This is a genomic window from Algoriphagus sp. TR-M9 (assembly GCF_027594545.1).
Taxonomy (GTDB): domain Bacteria; phylum Bacteroidota; class Bacteroidia; order Cytophagales; family Cyclobacteriaceae; genus Algoriphagus; species Algoriphagus halophytocola.
The window spans coordinates 1,744,871-1,771,186 of record NZ_CP115160.1 but is presented as its reverse complement, the minus strand read 5'-3'; the positions used below and the strand labels follow the sequence as shown (position 1 = coordinate 1,771,186).

General features: G+C 42.5%; 18 protein-coding genes and 2 tRNA genes. 8 read left to right on the top strand and 12 right to left on the bottom strand.

What is annotated here, in order from left to right; genetic code table 11:
• Positions 1–5: 5 nt before the first annotated feature.
• The 5 genes from ppk1 to PBT90_RS07710 all read right to left on the bottom strand — a co-directional run bounded on the left by ppk1 (position 6) and on the right by PBT90_RS07710 (position 6,510).
• Entirely contained in the window at positions 6–2,129 is a 2,124-nt protein-coding gene (gene ppk1 / locus PBT90_RS07730; RefSeq protein WP_270132542.1) for a polyphosphate kinase 1, read from the bottom strand.
• Between the two features lie 110 nt (positions 2,130–2,239).
• Positions 2,240–4,198, bottom strand: coding sequence for a DNA topoisomerase (ATP-hydrolyzing) subunit B (gyrB, locus tag PBT90_RS07725; protein ID WP_264809813.1), 1,959 nt, complete (start codon positions 4,196–4,198; stop codon positions 2,240–2,242).
• Between the two features lie 168 nt (positions 4,199–4,366).
• Entirely contained in the window at positions 4,367–4,738 is a 372-nt protein-coding gene (locus tag PBT90_RS07720; protein WP_264809812.1) for a CoA-binding protein, read from the bottom strand.
• The gene (locus PBT90_RS07715) at positions 4,731–5,696 is read right to left on the bottom strand and encodes a GNAT family N-acetyltransferase (protein WP_264809811.1); all 966 of its coding nucleotides are present in this window, start codon (positions 5,694–5,696) and stop codon (positions 4,731–4,733) included. The genes PBT90_RS07720 and PBT90_RS07715 overlap by 8 nt, the downstream gene beginning before the upstream one ends.
• Positions 5,689–6,510, bottom strand: coding sequence for a 1-acyl-sn-glycerol-3-phosphate acyltransferase (locus tag PBT90_RS07710; protein ID WP_264809810.1), 822 nt, complete (start codon positions 6,508–6,510; stop codon positions 5,689–5,691). The genes PBT90_RS07715 and PBT90_RS07710 overlap by 8 nt, the downstream gene beginning before the upstream one ends.
• A 419-nt stretch (positions 6,511–6,929) precedes the next feature.
• On the opposite strand from PBT90_RS07710, the gene PBT90_RS07705 reads away from it, so the two are divergent.
• Positions 6,930–8,126 (top strand): aspartate aminotransferase family protein, encoded by a 1,197-nt coding sequence (locus tag PBT90_RS07705; protein ID WP_264809809.1) that lies wholly within the window; start codon positions 6,930–6,932, stop codon positions 8,124–8,126.
• A gap of 4 nt (positions 8,127–8,130) precedes the next feature.
• Here PBT90_RS07705 and PBT90_RS07700 read toward each other — a convergent pair whose 3' ends face one another.
• The 4 genes from PBT90_RS07700 to PBT90_RS07685 are packed head-to-tail and all read right to left on the bottom strand — an operon-like array spanning position 8,131 to position 11,325.
• Complete coding sequence (locus PBT90_RS07700) at positions 8,131–8,691, bottom strand: 1-acyl-sn-glycerol-3-phosphate acyltransferase (RefSeq protein ID WP_264809808.1); 561 nt, start codon at positions 8,689–8,691, stop codon at positions 8,131–8,133.
• A 4-nt stretch (positions 8,692–8,695) separates the two neighbouring features.
• Positions 8,696–9,496: a patatin-like phospholipase family protein gene (locus PBT90_RS07695; RefSeq protein WP_264809807.1), complete on the bottom strand. Its 801-nt coding sequence runs from the start codon at positions 9,494–9,496 to the stop codon at positions 8,696–8,698.
• Positions 9,486–10,325, bottom strand: a complete 840-nt coding sequence (locus PBT90_RS07690) for an MBL fold metallo-hydrolase (RefSeq protein WP_264809806.1) — start codon at positions 10,323–10,325, stop codon at positions 9,486–9,488. Before PBT90_RS07690 ends, PBT90_RS07695 begins: the two co-directional genes overlap by 11 nt.
• Before the next feature lie 52 nt (positions 10,326–10,377).
• Positions 10,378–11,325, bottom strand: a complete 948-nt coding sequence (locus PBT90_RS07685; protein WP_264809805.1) for an acetyl-CoA carboxylase carboxyltransferase subunit alpha — start codon at positions 11,323–11,325, stop codon at positions 10,378–10,380.
• 309 nt (positions 11,326–11,634) lie between these two features.
• Between PBT90_RS07685 and PBT90_RS07680 the strand changes: the two genes are divergently transcribed.
• Together PBT90_RS07680 and PBT90_RS07675 are read left to right on the top strand one after the other, a co-directional pair.
• Positions 11,635–11,708 (top strand) — tRNA-Asp (locus tag PBT90_RS07680).
• A gap of 51 nt (positions 11,709–11,759) precedes the next feature.
• Positions 11,760–11,833 (top strand) — tRNA-Asp (locus tag PBT90_RS07675).
• 784 nt (positions 11,834–12,617) lie between these two features.
• Here the strand turns inward: PBT90_RS07675 and PBT90_RS07670 are convergent.
• The 3 genes from PBT90_RS07670 to PBT90_RS07660 all read right to left on the bottom strand — a co-directional run bounded on the left by PBT90_RS07670 (position 12,618) and on the right by PBT90_RS07660 (position 21,530).
• On the bottom strand, positions 12,618–16,931 hold the full coding sequence (locus PBT90_RS07670; protein ID WP_264809804.1) for a PAS domain S-box protein: 4,314 nt from the start codon (positions 16,929–16,931) through the stop codon (positions 12,618–12,620).
• 414 nt (positions 16,932–17,345) lie between these two features.
• Positions 17,346–18,359 carry a UDP-glucose 4-epimerase GalE gene (galE, locus tag PBT90_RS07665; protein ID WP_270132534.1) on the bottom strand — a complete coding sequence of 338 codons (1,014 nt, stop codon included), beginning with the start codon at positions 18,357–18,359 and terminating at the stop codon, positions 17,346–17,348.
• A 60-nt stretch (positions 18,360–18,419) separates the two neighbouring features.
• Entirely contained in the window at positions 18,420–21,530 is a 3,111-nt protein-coding gene (locus tag PBT90_RS07660; RefSeq protein WP_270132531.1) for a PKD domain-containing protein, read from the bottom strand.
• A gap of 151 nt (positions 21,531–21,681) precedes the next feature.
• On the opposite strand from PBT90_RS07660, the gene PBT90_RS07655 reads away from it, so the two are divergent.
• From PBT90_RS07655 to PBT90_RS07635, 5 genes are all read left to right on the top strand, one after another.
• Positions 21,682–23,295, top strand: coding sequence for an ABC-F family ATP-binding cassette domain-containing protein (locus PBT90_RS07655; protein WP_264809801.1), 1,614 nt, complete (start codon positions 21,682–21,684; stop codon positions 23,293–23,295).
• Between the two features lie 204 nt (positions 23,296–23,499).
• Entirely contained in the window at positions 23,500–24,681 is a 1,182-nt protein-coding gene (locus tag PBT90_RS07650) for a class I SAM-dependent rRNA methyltransferase (protein ID WP_270132529.1), read from the top strand.
• Positions 24,682–24,735: 54 nt separating this feature from the next.
• Positions 24,736–25,170 carry a hypothetical protein gene (locus tag PBT90_RS07645; protein ID WP_270132526.1) on the top strand — a complete coding sequence of 145 codons (435 nt, stop codon included), beginning with the start codon at positions 24,736–24,738 and terminating at the stop codon, positions 25,168–25,170.
• 162 nt (positions 25,171–25,332) lie between these two features.
• On the top strand, positions 25,333–25,584 hold the full coding sequence (locus tag PBT90_RS07640; protein ID WP_270132524.1) for a CAP domain-containing protein: 252 nt from the start codon (positions 25,333–25,335) through the stop codon (positions 25,582–25,584).
• 124 nt (positions 25,585–25,708) lie between these two features.
• Positions 25,709–26,206 carry a DUF937 domain-containing protein gene (locus tag PBT90_RS07635; protein WP_270132521.1) on the top strand — a complete coding sequence of 166 codons (498 nt, stop codon included), beginning with the start codon at positions 25,709–25,711 and terminating at the stop codon, positions 26,204–26,206.
• The last annotated feature ends 110 nt before the right edge of the window (positions 26,207–26,316 follow it).

Here is a 26,316-nt window from a genome sequence, read left to right as displayed (position 1 = left end):
GAGCTTTAGTCTACTAATTCGACTTGCAATACTTGATCTGCATCCAGATCGAAAAACTCCCTATGGACATTGAATTCCGGTTCATCTCCCACTGGCTTTTTAGCAATGTAAGTACCGTCCTCCTGCATGACATAGGCGTTGGTGTTGTCACGTAAATTATAATTTAGAATATTCATCAGCTGTTTTTCCAATAGCGGTGACTCCACCTTGAAGAGAGCCTCTAGTCTTTTGTCAAAACTTCGTACCATCATATCCGCACTCCCAGCATAGGTGCGGGTTTCACCATTGTTGTGGAAATAATAGATCCGTGAATGCTCCAGAAAATCGCCAACAATAGACAATACTTCTATGTTTTCACTCAAGCCTACCCTTCCTGGACGCAAGCAGCAAATACCTCTTACGATCAGTTTAATCGTCACTCCAGACTGTGAAGCCCGGTAGAGTGCATAGATGATCTCAGAATCCTCGAGAGAGTTAACCTTAATGAAAATCCCGCTTGGCAGTCCATTTCGGGCATTTTCAGCCTCTTGTTCTATGTATTCCACTAGCTGGTTTCTCATATCTCTTGGAGCCGTGATCAGATTTTTATACTGAGTAGGCATGGAGTGCCCTGTGATTACGTTGAAGAATTCTGAGACGTCATTGGCAATCACCTCATTGGTAGTCATCAAGCCAATATCAGTATATAGTCTGGCTGTATCTTCATTGTAATTACCAGAGCCGAGATGAACGAACCTGGTAATCTCTCTCCCATCACGCTTTACAATCAACAAGAGTTTAGTGTGCGTTTTCAAATGAGAAATTCCGTAAATCACAAAGCAGCCAGCCTTTTGAAGTTTTTTGGCTTCCCGTATATTGTTCTCCTCATCGAATCTGGCTTTGACCTCAAAAAGCACAGAGACGTGTTTGCCGTTTTCAGCGGCTTTCAGCAGGGCTTTGGTGATCCTACTTTCCTTAGCCAGGCGATAGATGGTCATTTTGATCGCCATTACATCCGGGTCTTCTGCGGCTTTCTCGACCAGGTCAAGAATAGAGTCGATATTATTGTAAGGATGGTGCAGGAGTATATCCTTTTCTTTCAACACATCGAAAATTTCTGCTACACCCTCTTCAGGATAACTAAGCGGCTTTACTGGGGCAGGTGTGTGTGGCAATCTCTCCCGGAATCTCTTGTTGCCTACGATTTGCCAAAGCCCTGTAAAATCCAGAAGACTATCTCGCTTGACCAGGAATACAGAATCCATTTTCAGATTCCATCTTTCCAGCAGGGAATTCATCATCCACTTACTGTACCCCTCTTCTATTTCTATTCGAACCACACGTCCCGACTTACGCTCCATAAGTTTGCGTTTGACTTCCTCCAGGAAGTTGGCGTCCATGTCTTCACTTTCCTCTAGCGTAAAATCCCCATTTCGTATGATTCTGAAAAGGGTGATCCCTTCGATTTCTACATTCCGGAAAAGCGAAACGATATTTTCCCGAATTACTTCTTCTATAGGAACTAGCAAAAGAGAATCTTCTCTTTCGATTTCGAAAAACCTCGGGATATTAGCCGGAATCTGCACAAAGCTCATTTTACGCATGTCTTTCCGATCACCCGGGCTATTCGTCACCACGCCAAATACCAGGAGCTTGTTCATCAAAATCGGGAAGGTTCTATACCCATCATAGACCATAGGTGTAAGCATAGGATAAACCACCTTCACAAAGTAATCATGGACTTTCTCCTGTTCCTTTTCTGTGAGCTTGGAGACGTTGCAAAGTGTCACGCCCTGAGAATGGAGTTCTGGCATCACTACTTGGGTGAACTGCTGGTGCTGATCGGCATGGAAAGACTGGCTCTCGTCCATCAGTTTGGATTTAAAAGGTTCCTCTCTCAATCCTGAATAATCGATTCTTTCCTTGTCGTAGTCCAAATAATTATAAAGTGAGCCCACACGGATCATAAAAAACTCATCCAAATTGGATGCAGTTATGGCGAGAAACTTCAATTTCTCGAATACATTCCGATGTTCTTTTTTGGATTGGTCCAGCACTCGTTCGTTGAATTTCAGCCAACTCAAATCCCGGCTCACCAAGTCACTTTGCTGTATAATTGAATCGTATTTATCTGCCACTGCCAATTTCATAGCGTTCTAGAAGGTTAAAATCGTAGGCAAGTTAAAACATGCGAGCCTACACTAAGTTTATCAATTTGTTAAAAATAAAAAAAAGGGACTAAAAAGCCCCTTTTAAATAATCAAGTATCGATTTTGGCGTATTTAGCGTTTTTCTCGATAAATTCTCGTCGTGGGGCGACTTCATCTCCCATCAGTACACTGAAGAGATGATCAGCTTCAGCGGCCGATTCAATGGTCACTTGCTTGATGGTACGCATCTCCGGATCCATGGTTGTAGTCCAAAGCTGCTCTGGGTTCATTTCACCAAGACCCTTGTATCGCTGTATCCCGACACTGTCTTCCTTGCCGTCTTTGGCCATTTCTGCCACTAGTTCCTTACGTTGATCTTCCGACCAGCAATAGCGCTCGTCTTTACCTTTTTTCAGCAAATACAAAGGAGGAAGTGCGATATAGACATAGCCATTTTCGATCAAGCTGCGCATGTATCTGAAAAACAAGGTTAAAATCAAGGTACGAATGTGAGATCCGTCAATATCGGCATCCGTCATGATGATGATTTTATGATAGCGAAGTCCGGTAAGGTCTAGTTCTTTGTCATCATTGGCAGTACCAAATTTAACTCCTAGCGCTGTCAGTATATTTTTGATCTCATCATTATCGTAGATTTTATGCTCATGTGCTTTTTCTACGTTTAGGATTTTTCCTTTCAAGGGCAAAATCGCCTGAAAATCACGATCTCTTCCTTGCTTGGCAGAACCTCCTGCGGAGTCCCCTTCCACCAGGTACAATTCACAAACCGTAGGATCACTATTTGCACAGTCGGCAAGTTTTCCCGGCAGGCCACCGCCTCCAAGTACATTTTTACGCTGCACCATTTCACGGGCCTTGCGGGCTGCATGTCTTGCCTGAGCAGCTAAAATCACTTTTCCTACAATGATTTTTGATTCTTTAGGGTGCTCTTCCAGCCAAGAAAGCAGGGTGTCTGAAACAGCAGAATCCACTGCACCGACTACATCAGAGTTACCCAGTTTAGTTTTGGTCTGACCTTCAAACTGAGGCTCAGCCACCTTAACGGAAATCACCGCAGTCAACCCTTCACGAAAATCATCCCCGGACACTTCCATTTTCAGCTTCTCCAGCATTCCAGACTTATCGGCATAGGACTTCAATGTTCTGGTCAATGCTCTTCTGAAACCGGTCACATGTGTACCGCCTTCGTAGGTATTGATGGTATTTACGTAGGACACCACATTTTCTGAATAGGAACTGTTGTAGCTCATGGCCACTTGTACAGGAACCCCATTTTGCTCAGATTCTATGTAAATAGGTGTCTCAATGATCTTCTCTTTGCTGACATCCAAATATTCTACAAATTCTACCAAGCCTCCTTCAGAGAAAAACTCATCAGACTTGAAGCTTCCATCATCTTCTTTTTCACGTAGATCTGTAAGAAATATGCGGATACCAGCATTCAAGAATGCCATTTCTCGTAGCCTGTTGGCTATGGTTTCGTACTTGTATTCAGTAACCGTGAATATACTTGCGTCCGGCTTGAAGGTGATAATGGTGCCTCGGCTATCAGTTTTACCAATTTGTCTGGCAGGATACTGAGGAACACCGATTTTGAATTCTTGTTCGGTGATTACACCATTTCGATGAACAGTAGCTTTGAGGTCGGTAGATAGTGCATTTACACAAGACACCCCTACGCCGTGCAGTCCACCGGAAACTTTATAGGTATCCTTATCGAATTTACCGCCAGCGTGGAGAACTGTCAATACCACTTCCAAAGCTGACTTCTTCTCCTTGGAGTGCATATCTGTAGGAATACCTCGTCCATTATCTTCTACAGTAATGGAATTATCCTCATTTACCGTCACTCGTATGGTATCACAATGACCCGCCAAGGCTTCATCGATGGAGTTATCCACCACTTCCCAGATCAGGTGATGAAGTCCTTTGACTCCTACGTCACCAATATACATAGCAGGTCTCTTACGAACTGCCTCAAGACCTTCTAATACCTGAATGTTGCCGGCGCCGTACTCTGCTGGATTCTTAGCTTTTTCTTCACTCATAAGTTTTGGAGAAAACCCTTATAAAGGGCCTAAAAAGGTGATTTTTTGTTCTTTTTAAGATGTGGCAAGATAGGCAAAAAATGTGACTTTGCACAGCTTTTCCCTAAACCCAAAACCAGAAAAAGTCAACAACACAACAGCCTGAAAAACAAGGCACTTAGACAAAAACTAGTATTGATTGGAACTGAGCATGACCAGTGTACAGGCTGGCAGCACTTCGATTCCTTTGGCTCGGGCAGCTGAGAAAAACGCCGGGTTTTCAGTACCAGGATTAAAAATGATCCGTTTGGGCTGTAAGCTGATCAGGTAATCCATCCACTCCGCCTGATGCACAGGCCCTATGTACATGGTGATGGTGTGTATATCTTTCAAGTCTGGCTTGCTGCGCAAATCAAGAATTTCCTTCCCAAACACCTCTCCCTTTTTAATCCCTATTGGAATAAAGTCTACACCTGCCTCTGAAAGGCGACTTGCCGCAAAATAAGCATAACGGGAAGGATTGGTGGTGGCACCAACAATGAGCGTAAGCTTATCAGACATCTCGGCTTCCGTAAGTTTTATCCCGCTCGAAAGTCCCCATGTGTCTATGCTTTTTGGTCTCATAGACATCCTCTAGAGTAATCAGTATCCCTGTTTCCTCTACCTCTCCGAATTCATCATTCAGCGCAGTACCAAACGTCATCATGGTAGGCGAAAGATTCATGTAGGTATTGATCAAAGGAGGGATATTTTCGCCGTAAGTTCTGATCCTACCGTTCAGTAATTTGTACCCCTCCTTGTATTCCAATCCTTCGAATGGATTTCCTTGATTGGGGAGCTCAGTTTCATAACCTAAAGCCAGTTCGGGTTTTGGATTTACCAATCCGTCCTTATCCGGAAAGTAATGGTTCATGAACATCAGCAAAAGATCTCTGGCTTCTCGATTAAAATGCGGATACATGGTGACCTTTCCGAAGAGATATTTGACTTCCGGGTTGAGCAAAACTACCGCGCCCAGACCGTCCCATAAGTTATCTAAGCTGAATATGCCTTTTCTATTGTCAAAAGCTGGCTGATATTTGGGCTGAACAAATGAACGTCCTAACTCAATAGTAAACGGAATATAATCCTTGACAAAACGCTCTGAAAAGTCAAATAGATGCGTGGTAGAAAGGTTTAGGCTACCGTCAGCTTTTACAGAATTTTTACAGTTAATAAGGCGATATCCAGCTACAATTTCCTCGTCCTCAGGATTCCAGGTGACCAATTGCTCGTAACAGTTTTCACAGGTATCGTTTTCATCCAAATCCAGCGCTAAGCCAGTACCACCTCCAGCAGCTCTAAAGGTGATTTCTCTGAGTCTACCTATTTCCTGAACCACATTTGGTGCATTGTGATGATTGACCAGGTAAACCAGATTGTCGCCATTATTGGTGTATCTCAAAAAACGTTCTGGCGTCAGTTCGGCTTTTAAAAGCTTTCTATCTAACGCTGGGATTATCTGTGCTTCTTTATCCATTCTTTTTACCAAGTTCATAGGTCACTTCCTTCAAATGATCCGCCCATTTTCCATCAGTTTTGCTGGAATCCAGAGATTCATGAGAGATCAGGTCACCCACCTTAATTACTACTGTTTGTCCTCTTTGCTTGTAGAGTTCATCTGCTAAATAGAACATTTCTATATTTGCCTGAATGCCTATTTTTTTTCTCCAATGCGCCAAATTGTAGAAAAATTTAGAATTTTTACCTTCAATAAAACAAGGTAAGATATCTTTTTTGTATTTCTTCGCTTTGGAGACAAAGCTCTTTTTCCACTGAAGGTCCCTGATTCCAGTTTCACTTTTCCTGGAAACTAACCCTGCCGGAAAAATCAAAACCGCATATTCCCCCGCATAAGCTTCATCCAGCGCATTCAGAGATGCAGCTGAATTTTTGCCATGCTTATTAATCGGGATAAAAAGCGGCTGAAAATTTTTAAACTGCATCAGCAGATCATTTACCAGAAACCTTTGATCGGTGCGAACCTCTCCTACTGCCTTCATCAATGCGATCCCGTCTATTCCACCCAATGGGTGATTGGCAGCAATGATAATTCCTCCGGTCTTTGGTATCCGGTCTGCTCCTTCCAGCACTACTTCTATCTCCAGTTCAGAAATCAAGGCATTGACAAATTCCATCCCCTTTAGGTGATGAACTCGTTCCATCACTTCATTCATCCAGGACTCATGAGTCACTCTTTTGATATAATTCAGCATAAAGCCAGGCATCCATCGGAGCAAATTGGGGTTTTTGGATCTTATGGCTTTTTCTATATCTATAAATTTCTCAGGCATACTAGGTGATTATGAAAGGGCAGGAAATACCATGCAGAAACCTACTTATCTTCTCTAAAATAAATCTAAAACTACGAAAAAACAGACTTTAGAATGCAATAGATAAGATTTAGGCTATTAGTACACTGATTACCAACAGACTTATTTTCAATGGAGCAAATCACGCAAGGGACAAACTATACAAGTCGCCTGTCTGAATTTTGATCTAGATCAAAAGCAAAAATTCCTCAATATACCCTTTGGAACTTTCCATATCTTTTATTCCTATACATATCATAAACCGATTCTACTGAGGAGCGAGTGCTTTGCCAGGCTTCTAAACTCATCAGGCTATTTACCCTAATCGACGATAAACAATTACCTTTGAAAAGTGGGGTTAAGCAAAAGCCTCACCTTCTTACCCCAAAATATATCAAGTCATGAATAACAGACAACTTTTTCTTCAACACCTCGCCCAAACCACTGATTTTCCTCTGCTGATTGAAATAGAAAAAGCCGAAGGTGTGTATATTTACGGGCCTGAAGGAGAAAAATACCTGGACTTGATCTCTGGAATCGGGGTAAGTAACATAGGTCATCGCCACCCCCGAGTGCTATCAGCAGTTCATGATCAGATGGATAAATACCTGCACTTGATGGTATATGGGGAATATGTACAAAGCCCACAAGCGCAACTCGCCAAGGCGCTTTGTGACACCTTACCAAGTAGCTTGGATAATGTCTATTTGGTCAATAGTGGAAGTGAGGCAGTCGAAGGTGCATTGAAGCTGGCAAAGAGATTTACCGGTAAAGCTAAGCTGGTTTCTTGCGAAAATGCCTACCACGGGAGTTCACATGGGGCTTTGAGTGTGGGCGGAAACGAAATATTCAAACGAGCCTACCGCCCCTTGCTACCGGGCGTTACCAACATTGCTTATAATGATATTTCCAGCCTTGAAGCAATAGATGAAGATACTGCAGCTGTGCTGGTCGAAACCATACAGGGAGAAGCTGGGATCCGGGTTGGATCTGCGGATTGGTTTCAGGCCCTGCGAAAAAAATGTAACGACACAGGCACATTGTTGATTTTGGATGAAATCCAATGCGGTTTTGGAAGAACCGGTAAATTCTGGGCATTCGAGCATTTCGGGATAGTACCGGATATCGTTGTCTGTGCCAAAGGGATGGGCGGCGGAATGCCTATCGGCGCGTTTATTTCCAATAAGGAGGTGATGAGTGTTTTCAAAAACAACCCGCTGCTGGGACACATCACCACATTTGGGGGACATCCGGTAAGTGCTGCGGCTTCTTTGGCGACTATACAGGTGCTAAAGGACGAAAAGCTTATCGCTCAAGTAGATGAAAAAGCCAACCTGTTTAAAACTTTGCTCGTACATCCTGAAATCAAGAGTATCAGAAACAAAGGGCTGATGATGGCTGTAGAATTTGATTCGTTTGCAATCCTAAAGCCTGTAATCGACCGGGCCATTGAATTGGGAGTCATTACAGATTGGTTTCTATTCTGCGACAATTCTATGCGAATAGCCCCGCCCTTGACCATCTCAAAGGAGGAAATCCGTGAGGCATGCTCAACCATCCTTCGGGCAATTGAAGAAGTCAAGAGCCTGGAAGTGTAAGAGGCTACAAGATTCCTTTTTCGGGATGCTTACCTGTGACTGTCCGACCAAATACTTTCAACTCTTCAATCTGGGCATCCATGTTACCATCTGGATTGATCACCGGACCTATACCGGCTTCCTTCTTCTTATAATCCAAATAACCCACCACCACTGGCACATTAGCCCCTAGCGCTATATGGTAAAACCCTGACTTCCATTTTTTCACCTGACTCCTGGTTCCTTCAGGAGTGACCATGATAACCAGTTCATCTCGTTCATTGAGCATGGACACCATTGATTCAGTATAGGTTTGCTTTCTACCTCCCGGTATACGTTTCCTGTCTATGGAAATAGCGCCCAAGCCTTTCAGCAACCAGCCTAAAGGGCCTACCATCACCTCCTTCTTAATGGTAAACCGCACCGGGATATCCATGAGAAAAAAAGCAGCGCGGGCATAGAGTATATCCCAGTTGGAAGTATGGGGAATGGCGATCAATACCGCTTTTTTCAGGCCTTTGGGCCATTGATCGTTTAAGCTCCATCCAGAAATCCAGAACACAAAACGTGACAAGGCTTTCATCATATCCTTATGACTTTATGGTATTTTTATCAACAGCTAATTCTAAAATAGAGGGATTCTCCTCAATATATTGGCAAGTATAATCATAACCTGCCTGAAATAATTCTGAAGCTTTTTTTATATCAAAAACTCCGTATTTCCCCAAACCTGGAGGTTCCAGGAAAAAATCACATTTCCCTTTGCGGCTATATACATTATAGTTCATGGCCATAATCACAGACCGCTCCACCAGGTTTTTCATATTTCTGATGTTACTTTCCTCTGGCAGCTGATTGCAGTTAATCCCGATGACAAAATCACAAATCCCCTCCAGAGGCTCCACAGGTAGGTTATTCAACACCCCACCATCTACGAGGTGCCTTTTCCCGATGATAATAGGGTCAAACATCCCGGGAATGCAAGAAGAGGCCATTATGGGACGGATCAGTTCTCCTTCAGAATAATAGCGAACTTTGCCTTTTTTGATATCGGTGGCGGCCACGGTAAGCGGGGTTTTTAGCTTTGCAAAGTCATCATGATCCAAGTAAAGCTTAAATAAAGTGCCTACGGTATCCATTTTAAGGATTCCCGTCCATGATATAGCCGGGCGAAGAAACTTGAAGTAATTTGTTTCTACTATGATCTTTAAAATCTCTGTAGGTGTATATCCTTGGCAAAACATTGCGCCGGCGATAGCTCCAGCTGAGGTTCCTGAAACTTTGGTCGGTACAATTCCGCTTTCTCCCAAAGCCTGAAGGGCTCCAAGATGCGATATTCCCCGCACTCCCCCTCCTGAAAGTGCAATGCCGATTTTCAAACTAGATTTCATCTAGTTTGAAGGTTTGATCCAAACGAACGCCTTTCTCGGTCATTTTCACTGTGCAGCACTCATGCTGCGCATCATGTTCGAGGAAAAGCACATATTTCTCCCTAGCGGCTTCCTCTAGAAATGCCGCTTTCTCATCCATGGTCACCAGAGGCCGCGTATCATAGCCCATCACATATGGCAAAGGGATATGGCCTACTGATGGCAGCAAATCTGCTACAAATACCAAGGTATGACCCTTGTACTGAATCTTCGGGAGCATCTGCTTGTCGGTATGTCCGTCTACAGTGAAAAATTCAAAGCCTGGTAAAAAACTTTTTTGCTTTAGATCCACAAAGTCCAGCTGTCCTAGTTCTTGCATAGGAAGTATGTTTTCCTCCAGAAATGAGGCTTTTTCCCTAGGATTAGGTGCTGTTGCCCACTTCCAGTGTTCCTGGTTTGACCAGTAAGTAGCCCTAGGAAAGGTCATTTCGTATTGTCCATGGGAGCCATATTTAACTCCACCTCCGCAGTGGTCAAAATGCAGATGGGTCAGAAAGTTATCTGTGATTTGATGAGCGCTTAAGCCTATTTTGCGCAAGCTTTTCTCCAGGGAATCTTCTCCATGTAAATAGTAATGGGAGAAAAATTTAGCATCCTGTTTATCCCCTATACCGTTGTCGATCAGCACTACTCTATTGCCATCAACGGCCAATAAGGAGCGCATCGCCCAGGTACACATGTTATTATCATCTGCTGGGTTGGTTCTGGACCAAAGTGTTTTGGGCACTACCCCAAACATGGCACCTCCGTCAAGTTTAAAAAAACCAGTATTGACAACGTATAATTCCATGATTTGAAAGAAAAAGCCCGGACTCGATAGCAAGTCCGGGGCTGTGATATATTTACTCTACTACTACACCCATCGAACAGAATTTTTCGATGCGCTGATCTATTCTTTTTTCCGGCTTGATTTTATCCAGATCCTTAAGAGTTTTGATCAAAGTTTCCTTGAGGGTGAGCGCCATTTGTTTCATATCCTTATGTGCTCCTCCCAGCGGCTCAGGGATGATATCATCTACTAAACCGTTTCCTTTCATGTCCAGAGCTGTCAATTTAAGAGATTCAGCTGCCTGCTCCTTATAATCCCAGCTTCTCCAAAGTATAGTGGAGCAGTTTTCGGGAGAAATCACAGAATACCAGCTATTTTCAAGCATCATAACCTTATCGCCTATCGCAATACCTAAGGCTCCACCAGAAGCACCTTCTCCTATGATCACACAGATCACTGGCACTTTCAGCATAAACATTTCCTTGATATTTCGGGCTATCGCCTCACCCTGGCCTCTTTCTTCAGCTTCCAAACCAGGAAATGCACCCGGGGTATCTATCAAAGTCACAATAGGCTTGCCGAACTTTTCCGCCATTTTCATGAGGCGAAGTGCTTTTCGGTAACCTTCAGGATTGGCCATGCCAAAGTTTCTCATCTGACGTTGCTTGGTGTTTCGGCCTTTTTGCTGTCCGATAAACATCACTGTACGTCCATCTAGATCTCCAAGCCCTCCTACCATGGCCTTGTCATCTGCTACCGTTCTGTCTCCATGAAGCTCGACAAAATCATTAGTCATTTCATAAATGTAGTCCAGAGAATAAGGTCTGTCAGCATGTCTGGAAAGCTGCACTCGCTGCCAGCGGGTGAGATTTTGAAAAGTTTCTTTTTTCAAAGCAAGAATTTTTTCTTCTAGAGAATGAATATCGGAACTTAAATCGATATTTCTTCCAGTAGCCAACTCCTTCATTTCCTGAAGCTTTTGTTCTAAATCAGCTATAGGTTTTTCGAATTCTAATACCATTTTGGTGATTTTTGGGAAAAACAAAGATAAGCATATACCCTTGGGATTTAAAAATTTTAACCTCAGTCTACATCAATCTTTCATTTTAGCTGCAGCACTTCATTAAGCCAAATCACTGTAAGAGGCAGATTTCACCTGAAGAGGCTAGAAAGGTCAGCTTTCTTTGAAAATTTATCTTGCTGAATTTTAAGTTTATACAGAAATGTAGCAGAAATATTCGAATCACTTTTTGCAATAACAAATCAAAAAACTACCTTTGCATCACTCAAAAACGAGGCAGTCAAATGAGATTTTCTCTTGAGTAAAAAAGGAGTGGTAGTTCAGCTGGTTAGAATGCCTGCCTGTCACGCAGGAGGTCGCGGGTTCGAGTCCCGTCCATTCCGCAAGAGTTTGACAAAAAGTTGTTAAACCATAAAATTCAAAGTACAAATATTGGAGTGGTAGTTCAGCTGGTTAGAATGCCTGCCTGTCACGCAGGAGGTCGCGGGTTCGAGTCCCGTCCATTCCGCTTAAAGCCTTAGAGAAATCTAAGGCTTTTTTGTTTTCAGGGGAATCCAAGGATTGCTACAATACATGCTCAAAATAAAGCCCCAGGAAAAGGGAGGATTTGAGCCCCAGCTAGTAACCACAACTTCGGCAATAAATCAGGGTATTTCGAACTCAAAGTACAAATATCGGAGTGGTAGTTCAGCTGGTTAGAAGCCTGTCCCGACACATCGGGAAGGTCGCGGGTTCGAGTCCCGTCTCCCGAATGATCGGAACAGGCTATTCCGCTTAGAGCCTTAGAGAAATCTAAGGCTTTTTTGTTTTCAGGGGAATCCAAGGATTGCTACAATAAATTCTAAACATTCAGACCCAGTAAATGATAGGATTCAAACCCCAACTAGTAATCACAACTTCGGCAGTAAAACAGGGTAATTCGAAACTCAAAGTACAAATATCGGAGTGGTAGTTCAGCTGGTTAGAATGCCTGTCCCGACACTTCGGGAAGGTCGCGGGTTCGAGTCCCGTCTCCCGAATGATCGGGACAGGCTATTCCGCTTAAAGCCTTAGAGAAATCTAAGGCTTTTTTGTTTTCAGGGAAATCCAAGGATTGCTACAATACATACTCAACATAAAGCCCCAGATGATGGTAGGGTTTGAGCCCCAACTAGTAACCACAACTTCGGCAATAAATCAGGGTAATTCGAAACTCAAAGTACAAATATTGGAGTGGTAGTTCAGCTGGTTAAATATACGAATCCCCCATACTATTCTAGATAGCCATTGTAATATTATTCCAGGCAATTTGATCAAACTAAATCTCTATCAATCAATAATTTAACTAATTCAACTTCAACTTGAATTTTTTCAAATAGCTCCAATACATCAGCATCATCAAAAACCTTCAAATGCTCCAGTTGAAATGCTAATTCAGATAAAGCTTTCATACCTCCTGAAGCAGCTGTACCATATAATTTATGTCCTGCTTCTTTAAGTGGTTTAAGTTCCTTTGCTTCCACTAGGTTGCTAATATTGGAAAGCGACTTTTCTAACTCCTCCTTCACTACTAGTAATATATTCTGAAACATCTCCATATCATGGTCTATGTAATTCAGAAGTTTAGAAGAATTATAATGTAGAATATTAGAATCATCAATCTCCGATGGATTGGTACTTACAGGAATTTCTGGCTCGAGTTCAAGCCATTTTTTAAAAATCATATTGATATTTTCCTCAACGACAGGCTTAACCAGGAAGTCATCCATACCGGCTGCTATACACTTTTCCCGCTCTCCTTTTACATTACCAGCTGTAAATGCGATAATCGGCACATGAGTGTGATAATCCAATGCCCTAATTTTGCCGGTAGCCTCATACCCATTCATCTCCGGCATCTGTACATCCATCAGGATGATATCAGGCATGTTGTATTGGCAATAATTCAAGGCCTCCTTGCCATTAGCAGCTTCTACAAAAGTGGCGTTAGGGGCAATTTTTGCGACAATAGTTTTAGCCAAAAGCATGTTTACAATATTGTCTTCAGCCACCAGCACAGTAAACGCCCTAAATGCCCCTTTGTCTTCTAATTGTTCTGTTCCTTCATATTTAAACCCACTACTATGGATATGTGACAAAGCGGTATAAAATTCCTGTATTTTCAAAGGTTTGATTAACCTATGCATCACACTATACTCCCTGCAAGCGGGGATAATCTTTTGGTCATCTGACGAACTATGCAAAAGCATAATTGGCAATTCTTCAGGGTCAGGCTGGATGGTTTCTCTTATTTTTTGAATGGTCTCCAACCCATCCATAAATGGCATATGGTAATCCATCAACACGACATCATACCGTTCTCCTGCGGCTAGTTTTTGCAGCGCTTCCAAACCATTCGCAGCCTCTAAAGATTGGATATTCTGCAGTAAAAGCATTTGACGAACAATCAAGCGATTATTATCATTATCATCCACAATCAGGACCTTTTTAATTTTACTGACGTCAAACCATTCTAACTTTTCCCCCTCCTCAGTATCCAAAACTATATCGAAATAAAACGTACTTCCTTTATCCACTTCTGAGGTAAGATTTAACTGACTCCCCATCATTTTTAAAAGACTATTGGAAATCGCCAATCCTAACCCAGTTCCTCCATATTTCTTGGTAGTAGAACTATCTTCTTGCGAAAAGGCCTCAAATATTTTGGACTGTTTTTCAGGTTTGATTCCTATTCCTGTATCGCGAACTGAAAACCGGATTTTATTTTTGTTCTCATAGGTTTCAAGATTTTCAATTTTTAGCTCGATCTCCCCCTTCTGTGTAAACTTGGAAGCGTTACCTAGTAAATTAACCAAGACTTGCTTTAAACGAACTGAATCTGCATAAATAAATCTAGGAAGTTCGGGAGCCACATTTAAAAGCATTTCCAGCCCCTTTTGCTGTATTTGATAGGTGATAATATCGGTCGCCTGGGACGAAATTTCATAGAGATCACATTTTTCCACATCTAACTCCAGCTTACCCGCCTCGATCTTAGAAAAATCAAGTATATCATTAATAATGCTCAGTAATGCATTTGCAGATTGATTTACTATGGTGAGGTATTGATTTTGAGTTTCATTCAGTCTGGTTTTCAAAACCAAATCTGTAAATCCTATCACTCCATTCAACGGTGTCCTGATTTCATGACTCATATTGGCCAGGAATTCTGATTTCGCACTACTTGCTTCCTCTGCTAGCTCTTTTGCTCTTTCCAACTCTTCCCGCTGCTTGACAAATCCTGTCACATTTTGAGTAGATATCATAATCCCTCCAATTTCCCCATCAAAAAGGTACCAAGGTCTCATTTCCCAACTTACATACCGCTTTGATGTTTCCCCCGGTAGTTTTACTACATCCTCCTCTTTTCTTTCAATTGCACCCTTCAACACCCGCTGATGCCGGGCTATTGCAGCCTCTGTCAATTCAGGAAAAAAGTCATAGTGAGATTTCCCGATAATATCGAGTTGTTGCATCGAATATTCTTTCTTCCATTGATTACTTGCATTGATATATTTCAAATCATGGTCCAGCATGGCAACTGCAGCTGGAGCATGTTGTACGAAGGCACTTAGTCTACTCTTTTCATTGATTAAGTCCATCTCAAATTTGACCTTCTCAGTGACATCGATCGCAATCCCCAGATATCCGATAATTTCATTTGATAAATCCCTCATCGTGGAAACCACTAGAGAAACAGATTTCTCCTGGCCACCTTTGGTTAAAAAAGTCCAGTTCTTCTGATCAAAACCATTTATATCAGCTCGAATTGTAAATATTTCATGCTGCTGTATTTCTCTGCCAAATTCCTGCTCGAGCTCCTTTACATGCGCTAAAACTTCTGATGGCTTATGTAGAAAATCAGGCTTACGCTTGCCGACTACTTCATCAGAAGTATACCCCAGCATCTTTTCTGCGCCCACATTAAAAACTGTAATTACCCCTTCCACATCCGTAGAGATTACGCAAACCTCAGAAGAGGCATTGATGACATTATCCAGCACCTTCCTGGTATGCTCAAGTTCTATCTCAGCCTTTTTACTTTCATCTATATCCTGAAAAGTACCGAAGACACGCACACATTCTCCATCTTTAAACTCTGCCTGCCCGATAGCCCGAACCCAAAGATCATTGCCTTTAAAAGTTACCAATTGAAGTTCTAGATCCCAGGGTTCCCCAAAATTCATGGCTCTTTCCACTGCTTTTGAAATCTTGGACCGGCTTTCTCCTTCTTTATAAAAATCTATACCAGTACTCACATCAGGGACAAAGTTCTCTGGAACTTCATGAATGGTTTTAGTCATTGGGCTCCAGGTGAGCTCATTTGCTTTTACATTGAGGCTCCACCCTCCCACTTTGGCTATTTTACCAGTTTCTTCCAGCAGTTTCCTGGCCTGTGTCAGTTCATTTTCTAAAGATATCCGCTGAGTAATATCAATCGCATTCCCAATCACATAGTCCACTTCTCCTGTTGGATCACGCTCTAGTACATTATTGTACATCCAAATCAAATATGACCCATCTCGATGACGGGTAACCATTTGTCCACTAGCCTTACCATTTTTCTTAATATCACTCAAATACTGATCAATGAACTCATGCCGGTGTACCGGAACTATATCGTATAGACTTCTTCCTACTACCTGATTCACTTGATAGCCAAGCCTACTTGATCCAGCTTCATTTACTGAAAGAAACACACCAGAAAGGTCATGCGTACACATTAGACCTTGAGAGCTCTCGAAAAACACCCGAAGTCTGTTTTCACTTTGTTCCAATCTGTGTTCCCTTGCTTTCGATTCAGTGGTATTTCGGGCTATGGCAAAAATATCCCCTGATTTGGACTCAGGAGTAGCTACCCATTCCAAATCTACATATTCACCGTCTTTACATACAAAGCGGTGAGAAAATTCAATGGATGACTCTCCCCTGCCCAACTTTTCAATCTCCTTTTTCGACTTTTCAAGATCATCTGGGTGGATCATTTCGAAAAATGAATGGGTAAGTAAAGTAGGCTCATCCCATCCAAGTTGCTTTGTAAAGGATGGGTTGACTTTTTTGAAGAAACCGTCCACGCTCGCTATGCAAATCAGGTCGTTGGAAAGGTTAAACAAGCGTTCTATCTGCGCATATTCAGAAATCAATAATCTTTCCTGAAGTACGACAGTTGCCTCAGCTCTGAGTAAAGCGATACCTCTTTCCTGACTATCGGAGTAAAAAATCTGTTTGGAGCTCAACAAGACTAAATGACCAAGAAAATCTCCAGATTTATTGACTAGGGGATAAAAGGAAAATGAATCCACTTCGTGCTTTTTCAAAAAATCCACTTGAGACTGATCTAGCTCAAAATCCATCAGGGAATTACAATGAAAGGTATCCTTGGAATAAACTGAATTCGAAATGAGGATGGATAATACTTCATGACACTCATCTTTAAATCCGAAATCAGCGGTATAGCAGACTTGAGACCCGTCACGATACAAAAGTGCAACTTTGGGAACTTGTGCTATCTGAGCCGTCAATTCGCAAATTCTGTACAAAGAAACATCTTTATCAGCATCAAGTTTATTAAAGTTATGTGGTGACATCTGGTGATCAGGCTTTAAAAAGCCCATGTTTTTATTCATATCTATTCTTGAAATAAGTCTATATAACCTCCTTCTTCCTAGAAATGTTTATTCTTTCCAAGATCTTCAAAATAGGATACTTTCCTTTCAAAAAGAAAAAATGATGCATAAGTACAAGTAGGATTTATCACTGTAGTACAGATTCACTTAAAAACATTAATCCTAGATACCAAAAAATGAAAATTGCACCTGATTTTTCGCTTCTCACATTTACACCTTATCTATTGAATTTTTTTCACAAATGGAGCCCCACTTTAAAAGTTCTTTTAATAAACAAAGCAGAGTAGTGAAGCCAAAAAAACAAATCCCCTCCAATGAAATTACTCATCAGGAGGGGAGTATTGCTTAAGCAAGATTGATAGGACTATTTAGGGATTAATTTGATAGCTGCCTCTGCCAGTTCCAGCTATCCCGCATGGAGTCTTCCAGCGAATAGCTCGGCTGCCACTTTAGTTTTTCATTGATCTTAGAAGTGTCTGCCCATATTTTCACAATGTCCCCGGGTCTTCTAGGCCCAATTTCATAATTGACTTTAATACCATTCACCTTTTCGAATGCTTTTATGACTTCCAAAACCGTATTGCCATTTCCTGTGCCTACATTAAATACATCATAGAAATTGTCCTCCTGCTTGCTCAGGTATTCAAAAGCCTTTAAATGCGCATCCGCCAGATCCATCACATGGATATAATCTCTAATGCATGAGCCGTCGGCGGTGTCATAATCCGCTCCAAAAACTGTCAGCTTCTCCCGAATGCCTGCTGCTGCCTGGGTTACAAAAGGAACCAAATTCGCAGGAACACCAATCGGCAATTCACCGATTTTTCCACTGGGATGGGCTCCTACAGGATTGAAATATCGTAATGAAATCACACGCAAACCAGACTTACTTTTAATAAAATCGATCAGAATATCCTCACAGATTTTCTTCGTGTTACCATATGGACTCTCCGCATCCTGTCTGGGAGTAGCTTCTGTCACCGGCAACTTATCAGGCTGTCCATAAACCGTACAGGAGGACGAGAAAACTAGATCTTTAATGTGATGATCCTGCATAAACTGCAGTAGAGTGACCAAGGACCCTACATTGTTTCTGTAATACTTCAAAGGGAGCTTGGTACTTTCTCCCACGGCTTTGAAAGCAGCAAAATGAATCACCCCGGAAAGTTCATGTTCTTTGGCTATTTGTTCAAGAAGCTGCCTATCGCCACAGTCACCCTTGTAAAAGCTGATTTCCTTGCCCAAAATCTCTTTTAACCTACCTAGTACTTTTTCTTCGGAATTCGATAGATCATCAATGATGATGGGCTCATAGCCGGATTGAACTAACTGTACTGCCGTATGTGAACCTATATATCCAGCTCCGCCGGTTATTAATATCTTCTTCATGTATTTTTAAAAGTTTGAAATGACAAAACTATCCATTTGCGGCAATAATGAAATCCTTTCTTATTGAATCAAGGTAAAACTTCCCCGCTGTTCAGCACTGTAGGTCTCTTGATCTATCTGATATTCATATTGCACCAAATACGTATAGACTCCGGCATTTACTTCATTGTTCAAAACACCATCCCAACCCTCAGTACCCGAATAAATCAATGCGCCCCAGCGATCGTAAATATTAAGTTGAAATGAGATGGAGCAGCTCGTAACCGGCTCATAATTGCCTGCTCTTGGATCAAATCCCGTTGGCATTCTTACTGCCGGAACAGCCTCAGTAATCTTTCCCGAAAGCGAAATCAAACAATTATTAGCATCCGAAATAGAAACTGAATATTCCCCTGGAAGTACATTTTGCAGGGTTTCTGAAGTAGAACCGTTTTCCCACTCAAAACGATATGGTGGAACACCTCCACTCACAGCAGCCTGCAAGCTACCGCTCATCTCATCACCACAGTTTGGACTATTCGAAATAAATGAAACTGCCAGTGGTTCAATCTGTATTAAAGTCGCATTTACTGTAGCAGAACAGCCATTGGCATCTACCAACATTAACTCATAGGTTCCTGCACTTAGACCACTCACCGTAAGCAATCCACTGTCCCATTGGCTGGCCCTACCTATAACTTCAAAAGGTGCCTCTCCACCAGCTACCTCTATCAAGACCTCACCTGAGAATTCCCCATTACAATCTGGATTACTAACTTCCAAAAGGCTTGCAATTACCGGACCTGGGTCTGTCAAAACCACTTCCACTGTTTTTTCCCCACATCCAAAAGCATCGCTTACAGTGATTTCATACGTACCAGCTGGCAGATCAGTGGCATGAGCTTCTTGAAGCGTTGGATCATGTGACCAAGAAAACTCAAAATCCCCGGTGCCGCCTTTTGCTTCTAGAAGTATCAATCCATCACTTGCTAGCGGGCAGGAAGGATTGACCTGATCCACTATTTCTATATCAATTTCCAGATCTTGCTGAATTTCTAATAACCCGGAAACTCCTTTACAGGTAGGGTAAGCTTCATCTTGTTCCTCGTAATAAACTGCCCACCTGGCAGCTGAGATATCCCATTCTATTTCCACTTGTGCGGTGCCTTGACCAGAAAGTAGCTTCCCTCCAGTGACATACCATTGATAGTCCATACCAGCCAAAGGAAGAGGAATCGTGTAAACACCGGATGTTTGATTGGCACAGATACCTTCAGGACCTTCTGGAATTGCAGCAGTATAATCACTGGCAACTTCTACACTAATTTCCAAAGCTCTTCCTTGACAACCATTTGGCGCAACAGGAATAGCACGGATCAAAGCGGAAGGATTGGAATTCCCCCAGTCTACTGTAAGTTGGAAGTCGGTTTCGGTTACAATATTCCCGCCATCAATTTCCCATATCGTAGAAGAATAATTAAGCGTATCGGTGATGGAATAAATTACTCCTTGCTGATTGGGGCAGACTGCCGATGGGCCTTCAAGCATTGCATCTACTTTATTGACTTGTACCTCAAATGTAAATTCCTCTTGGCTATCACATTCTGCTCCGCCGGTACTAGCAATTACTTTAACTTCAAATTCCCCTTCCGTTTCAAAGGTATGCTTCACTTCCTGTCCGATCACCAGACTGGATTGATCACCAAAATCCCAGGTAAAATCCGTAAAAGCAGGGTTGTCTGGAATAATTTCCCATGTACCCTCCTGCCCGAAGCAAGCCACCCGCTCTCCTATTACTTCAAAGTCATACTCCGAATCTGCCTCAAATTGTACGGCATTCATCCCCCCTCCTATGGCATATCCATAGGATTCAATGGTTCCATTGGCATAGAGGTATCCAAAAAAGCCATCAGGATTACTTACTTGATTTACCCCTTCAGGAACATTTATGCGGGCATAGGAAAAGCCAGAACCTGGCAATGGTGTAAACTCTCCGCCTATCGCCTGTCCATTGAGCGTGGTGAAGTTTTGGCTTCCTGTAGAAACTACCAAGTTTAGGGTATGTACCAGCTCCTGATTCTCATTTGAAACCAGCTGACCTGTGGAAAAATAAACCGATTGGGTGAATTGCGTTGTGGAGCTATAGGTAATCAAAAGCGGGTCACCCAAGTTTCCCCCAGCCGGGCCATTGCATTGTACACTCTTGGCCAAAACCGATACTGCAGATGGTTTAGAAGTCTCTATCAAAGAAACCTGATCATAGGGCATATCCAATTGCAGAAACTCTCCGGCATTCAGCGTACCCAAATTATCACCATCCACGTTCACGGTGGTATTGTCCTGTGAAGCGAGTACTTTCACAAAATCCCCAGAAACTCGTCCTTTTAGTGGTACATGTACGTAACTTTTCCCCCAGGTATCCAAAGGATAAGCTTGCTGGAAAAGATGCTCGCCTGTAGTTCCACATGGACCAACACTGGTCAATTTGTTTCCGGAAAAAACCGCCACTCGCTTACAGTCGTCAGGAGTGTCATTGATCACTTTGACGCGGGTCCCCGTAAGATCACCTACGCCTTTAATTTGATAGCTTTGACCCTTATCCAAACCCAATTCAATAGTAGATCCCTTAGGTACAGAACCGGTAGTACCGGCAGTTAAAGTGACCTCCACGCGGGTTTCATCTTCTACAGCCACGATCAAAAGTGTACTTTCAAAGTTCTCGTTATTACCAGGATCCAAACCTGGAGAAAATTTGTCATAGTGAGCGGTGATTAAGTATTCCTTACCAAGCGAAGAAACGGGTAAAACCACCGTACCATCTGTACTAAACTCCCTCCCATTGATGGCATGTACCGCAATATCTCCATCTGATAGAATATGCACTCCTCTATTTTCAATCACTCCTGCATTCCTATGAATGATATTACCAGAAGTGCCGTCAAACTCCCGAATGAATTGTTCTCCTGCTTTAAGATTAAAAGAAACGGTTTCCTGAAGGGTACGGATCTGTCCAGCGGCATCCTCATTGGCAGTGATCAGGATGATCGCCTTGTCTGGCTGGTTATCCCTTCGGTAATTGTCCATAAAGCCAAAATAAAATTCCCTGCCCACAGTGCTCTGCTGTGCATATGCTGGCAGCAGGCTTAGCAAGCTGATAATCAGAATACAAAATAGCTTAAGGAAGGTGTTCATAGGCTTAGAGACACCAATATAAACAGCAGAAAATTTCTTTCTCTCTAAAAGCCGAAAAACCAGCAGGAAAGCGGCAGAAACCAAGGGTTCTCCCCATGTCCTCAAAAATTAAATCCCTATCTTTGCGCCTCAAAAAAGAAGCAACACCTATATGATTTCAGTAGATAACTTATCCCTTAAGTTTGGCAAAAGAACCCTTTTCGATGAAGTATCGCTAAAGTTTACTCCGGGCAACTGCTACGGTGTAATCGGGGCGAATGGAGCAGGAAAGTCCACTTTTTTGAAAATCCTCTCCGGAGAAATGGACAGCACCAGTGGTTCGGTAAACATCACCCCCGGCCAAAGAATGGCTGTTCTAAGCCAAAACCACTTTGCCTTTGATGAGATAGAGGTGCTGAAAACGGTCCTAATGGGCCACAAAAAACTGTATTCCATCATGGAAGAAAAGGATGCCATCTACATGAAGGAGGATTTTTCTGAGGAAGATGGACTACGCGCTTCCCAGTTAGAAGCCGACTTTGCAGAAATGGACGGATGGAATGCAGAATCCGACGCCGCAGCCCTACTTTCAGGACTGGGAATCACCGAAGACCTGCATTACATGCCTATGAAGGATCTGGCAGGAAATCAAAAGGTACGTGTGCTTTTGGCTCAGGCACTTTTTGGAAACCCTGATATCCTGATCCTCGATGAGCCTACTAACGACCTAGATGCAGAAACCATTGAATGGCTGGAAAACTTCTTATTGGATTTTAAGAATCTGGTAATCGTGGTTTCTCACGACAGGCACTTTCTAGATGCAGTTTCCACGCATATCGTAGATATTGACTTTGGGAAAATCAAGATATTCTCTGGTAACTATACCTTCTGGTACGAGTCTTCCCAGCTTGCGCTGAAACAAAGATCGGATGCCAATAAAAAAGCGGAGGACAAGAAGAAGGAGTTACAGGCCTTTATCGATAGATTCTCTGCCAACGTGGCCAAGTCCAAGCAGGCTACAGCACGTAAAAAAATGATAGAAAAACTCAATATTGATGAGATTGAGCCTTCTATGCGAAAGTACCCGGGCATCATCTTCAAGCCTGAGCGGGAAGCTGGAGATCAGATTTTCATGACTGAAGGTTTGGAGCTCAAAGAGGATGGCGTTACCTATTTTACTGATGTCAATCTGATGGTGGATAAAGGTGATAAAATTGCTTTCATCTCCAAGACTAAACAAGCCGTCAACAAATTTTTCCAGACTATCATGGAAGAAATCCCGGTTCAAAAGGGCAGTATGAAATGGGGAGTCACCATCAACAAGGCCTATTTGCCCAATGATAATTCCGACTATTTCAACAATGGTCTTAACCTCATCGACTGGCTGAAGCAGTATTCTACCAATCAGGAAGAAGCTTACGTCAGAACCTTCCTTGGCAGAATGCTTTTCACGGGTGAAGAATCACTAAAGAAATGTTCGGTACTTTCCGGTGGAGAAAAAGTCCGCTGCATGATCTCCAAAATGATGCTTCAAAATCCAAACCTTTTGGTGATGGACGAACCGACCAACCACTTGGATCTGGAATCCATTACTGCATTTAACAATGCCGTGGTTGAGTTTACAGGCACCGTATTGATGTCTTCTTATGACCACGCTTTTGTGCAGTCATCCGCAAACAGAATCGTAGAATTCACCCCTAACGGAACCATAGATAGAAGAATGCCTTATGATGATTACCTGGAGAGCGAGGAGATCAAAGCTATCCGAGAGAAAATGTATTCCTAAAGCTAAACTTCAATACCAAGCATATAAGACTATTGTCAGCCAGCTAATTTTATCGAAGAAAAATTACTGATTGGGTAAAGGGGCCGAAAGTTTGCGTTAAAAGCACATTCGCTCCCTTTACTTTTATTTAGCCTAGTTTACCGGTCTAGTTCCAACTAGAGCAAATCTAGCTAAGGTATTTTCGAAGCTTTACAATTTCATACTATGGATTATCCTAAAATTATTCTTAAACGCGGCAAGGAAGTCTCACTGATCAGAAGACATCACTGGGTCTTTTCCGGGGCTATCTTCCAAAAGGACGCTTCCCTACAAACAGGGCAACTCGTAGCTGTATATTCCTCTAAAGAAGACCTTCTTGGCGTAGGGCATTATTCGGAAGGTTCCATCATGGTGCGGCTTATTTCATTCGAAAACCGGGAAATAAACCAAGATTTCTGGGATGATAAAATCGCCTCTGCTTTTGCTTTAAGAAAAACCATAGGACTCACAGATAATCAGAACACTAACGTGTACAGATTAGTCCATGGAGAAGGAGATTCCCTGCCCGGATTGATCCTGGACTATTACAATGGCACAGTGGTGATTCAAGCACATCACATTGGCATGCATCAGCATGTAAAAGAAATAGCCCAAGCTGTCAAAAAAATATATGGGGATAAGCTGGTTGCAGTTTTTGATAAGAGCGCAGAAACACTACCCAAAAGTGCCGGTGTTACTTCCAACGAGTGGATTCTCGGCCAGCCAAACACAGACTTGGTCCAGGAATACGGAGCTACCTATCAAATAGACTGGGAAAAGGGCCAGAAAACTGGCTTTTTCATCGATCAGCGAGAAAACAGAAAGCTTCTGGGCGACTATTCCAAAAACAAAAAAGTCCTCAACACTTTCTGCTATTCAGGTGGATTTTCGGTATCCGCCCTTTCGGAAGGTGCCGCAGAAGTGCATTCGGTGGACATTTCTCCCAAAGCCATAGAACTGACGGAGAAAAACCTCACTTTGAACCCGCAGCTTACAGGCAAGCATGAATCCAAAGTAGCAGATGTGGTGAAATACATACGGGAAATTGGTGATGACTATGATGTCATAGTACTGGACCCGCCTGCTTTTGCTAAAAACCTAAGAGCCAGACACAATGCTGTACAAGGTTACAAAAGACTGAATGCAGAAGCGCTAAGGAAAATCAAGCCCGGAGGGATCCTATTTACCTTCTCCTGTAGTCTGGTGGTGGACAAAGCCCTCTTCCGCAATACTATCCTTGCCGCCGCTTTGGAATGCGGCAGAAAAGTAAAAATCCTGCATCAACTCAGTCAGCCGGCAGATCACCCTGTGAATATTTTCCACCCGGAAAGTGAATACCTCAAGGGGCTGGTACTATTTGTAGAATAAAGCAGGTATTCTCCGCTCTTTTCCCCTATTTTCGCTTAGTCAATTTTCAATACTATGTACACAGGAATTCAACATTTACACTCAGGTATCGCATACCTGGCATTGCTCGCTCTAGTGGTGGTTATTATTTACATGCTCATCGGTTCACTTTCAGGTAGAGAGTTTACGGAGAAAGATCGAAAAATAGGCTTGATTGCTTTCATCCTTTGCCACATCCAATTGCTGGTAGGACTGATACTCTATTTCGTCAGTCCCTTGGGTTTTGCCATGCTGCAAACCGGCAATGCTATGTCAGATCCAGCGGCTAAATTATTGGCAGTAGAGCACCCCGTGATCAACATTATTGCTATTGTTCTGATTACTATTGGTTACAGCCGGGCAAAAAAACCGGGGCCTTCCAGAGGTAGATTCCGTAATATTTACATGATGTATGCCTTAGGATTGGTTTTACTTTTGAGCCGAATTCCATGGACACTCTGGCTAGGATAATCGGTAATAGCCTTTAAACTTACATTTCATTCAATACTCAAAACCTTCGTCAAGCATACTGGCGGAGGTTTTTTGCTTCCCCCATATGGAGTAATCGAATAAATGATTCTTCTGTTGAGTTAATTTCTTTTCCGGATTCTAAAATATAGAGGAGACTTCTTCGTGTTAAACTCTACCAGCACCGCTTGTTCTAAAAAAGAAGTCATTTTACCCCATACCTATCTCAGCTATGCCCGGGAGGTGGTCAGGTTATGGATGAATTCTCCTAGTCATAGAAAAAGCATTCTCAATCCACACTACATACAGCTGGGCTGTGGGGTTCAGGTTTATAGAAATCCTGACTTTCATGGCGTTCCATACCTCATCGGGGTACAGAATTTTGGAGGTAAAGCAGCTTACCGGACTGTAAATTGAATCTTGTTTTACTTGAAAAATCCAAAATATAATCCAAAACAGACTTTTTATGATTTTTTCCTGAGCATTTCATTGCAAAGCCATTTCATTTTTGAGAAATTGAATCAAACAAATTTTTCAAATCATGTTAGATCAATTATTAAAAATGGCTGACGGGCCTCTACAGGAAATGCTCGCAGGTATGAATCAGGACAGCAGTGGCGCTTCAGCTATCAAGGATTCTTTACAAAATAGCCTCCAAAAACGGGTAGCAGCTGGTGATACTGCAGCTATCCAGGAAATGTTTTCTGGAAAGGAAACTTCTCCAGACGCGCCCATCATCAACAACCTACAGGGAGATGTGTCGCAAGGGCTCATGGACAAGCTTGGGATTTCCAAAGAACAAGCCATGGGAATAGCAGCCGCAGCCCTACCGATGATCATGAATTTCTTTAACAAACGGGTAAATGATGCCCCGCAGGAAAATAATGACATCATGTCTTCCATTGTATCATCCCTACAGGGCGGACAAGGTAAAGTGGGAACTGCAGATCTACTGGGCTCACTCCTGGGCAATGGTGGAGGAAATGGCGGGATGGATTTGGGGGGATTGATGAATATGGGCAAAGGGCTATTTAAATGAAATGCAAAGTATCTCTTGACAACTTTAATTTATACAACTAGAAAACTGAATTGCCCTAGTGGCCAATTATGCAGCTTTTGAGTTGGATTCCATCCAAAACTTTAATTCGT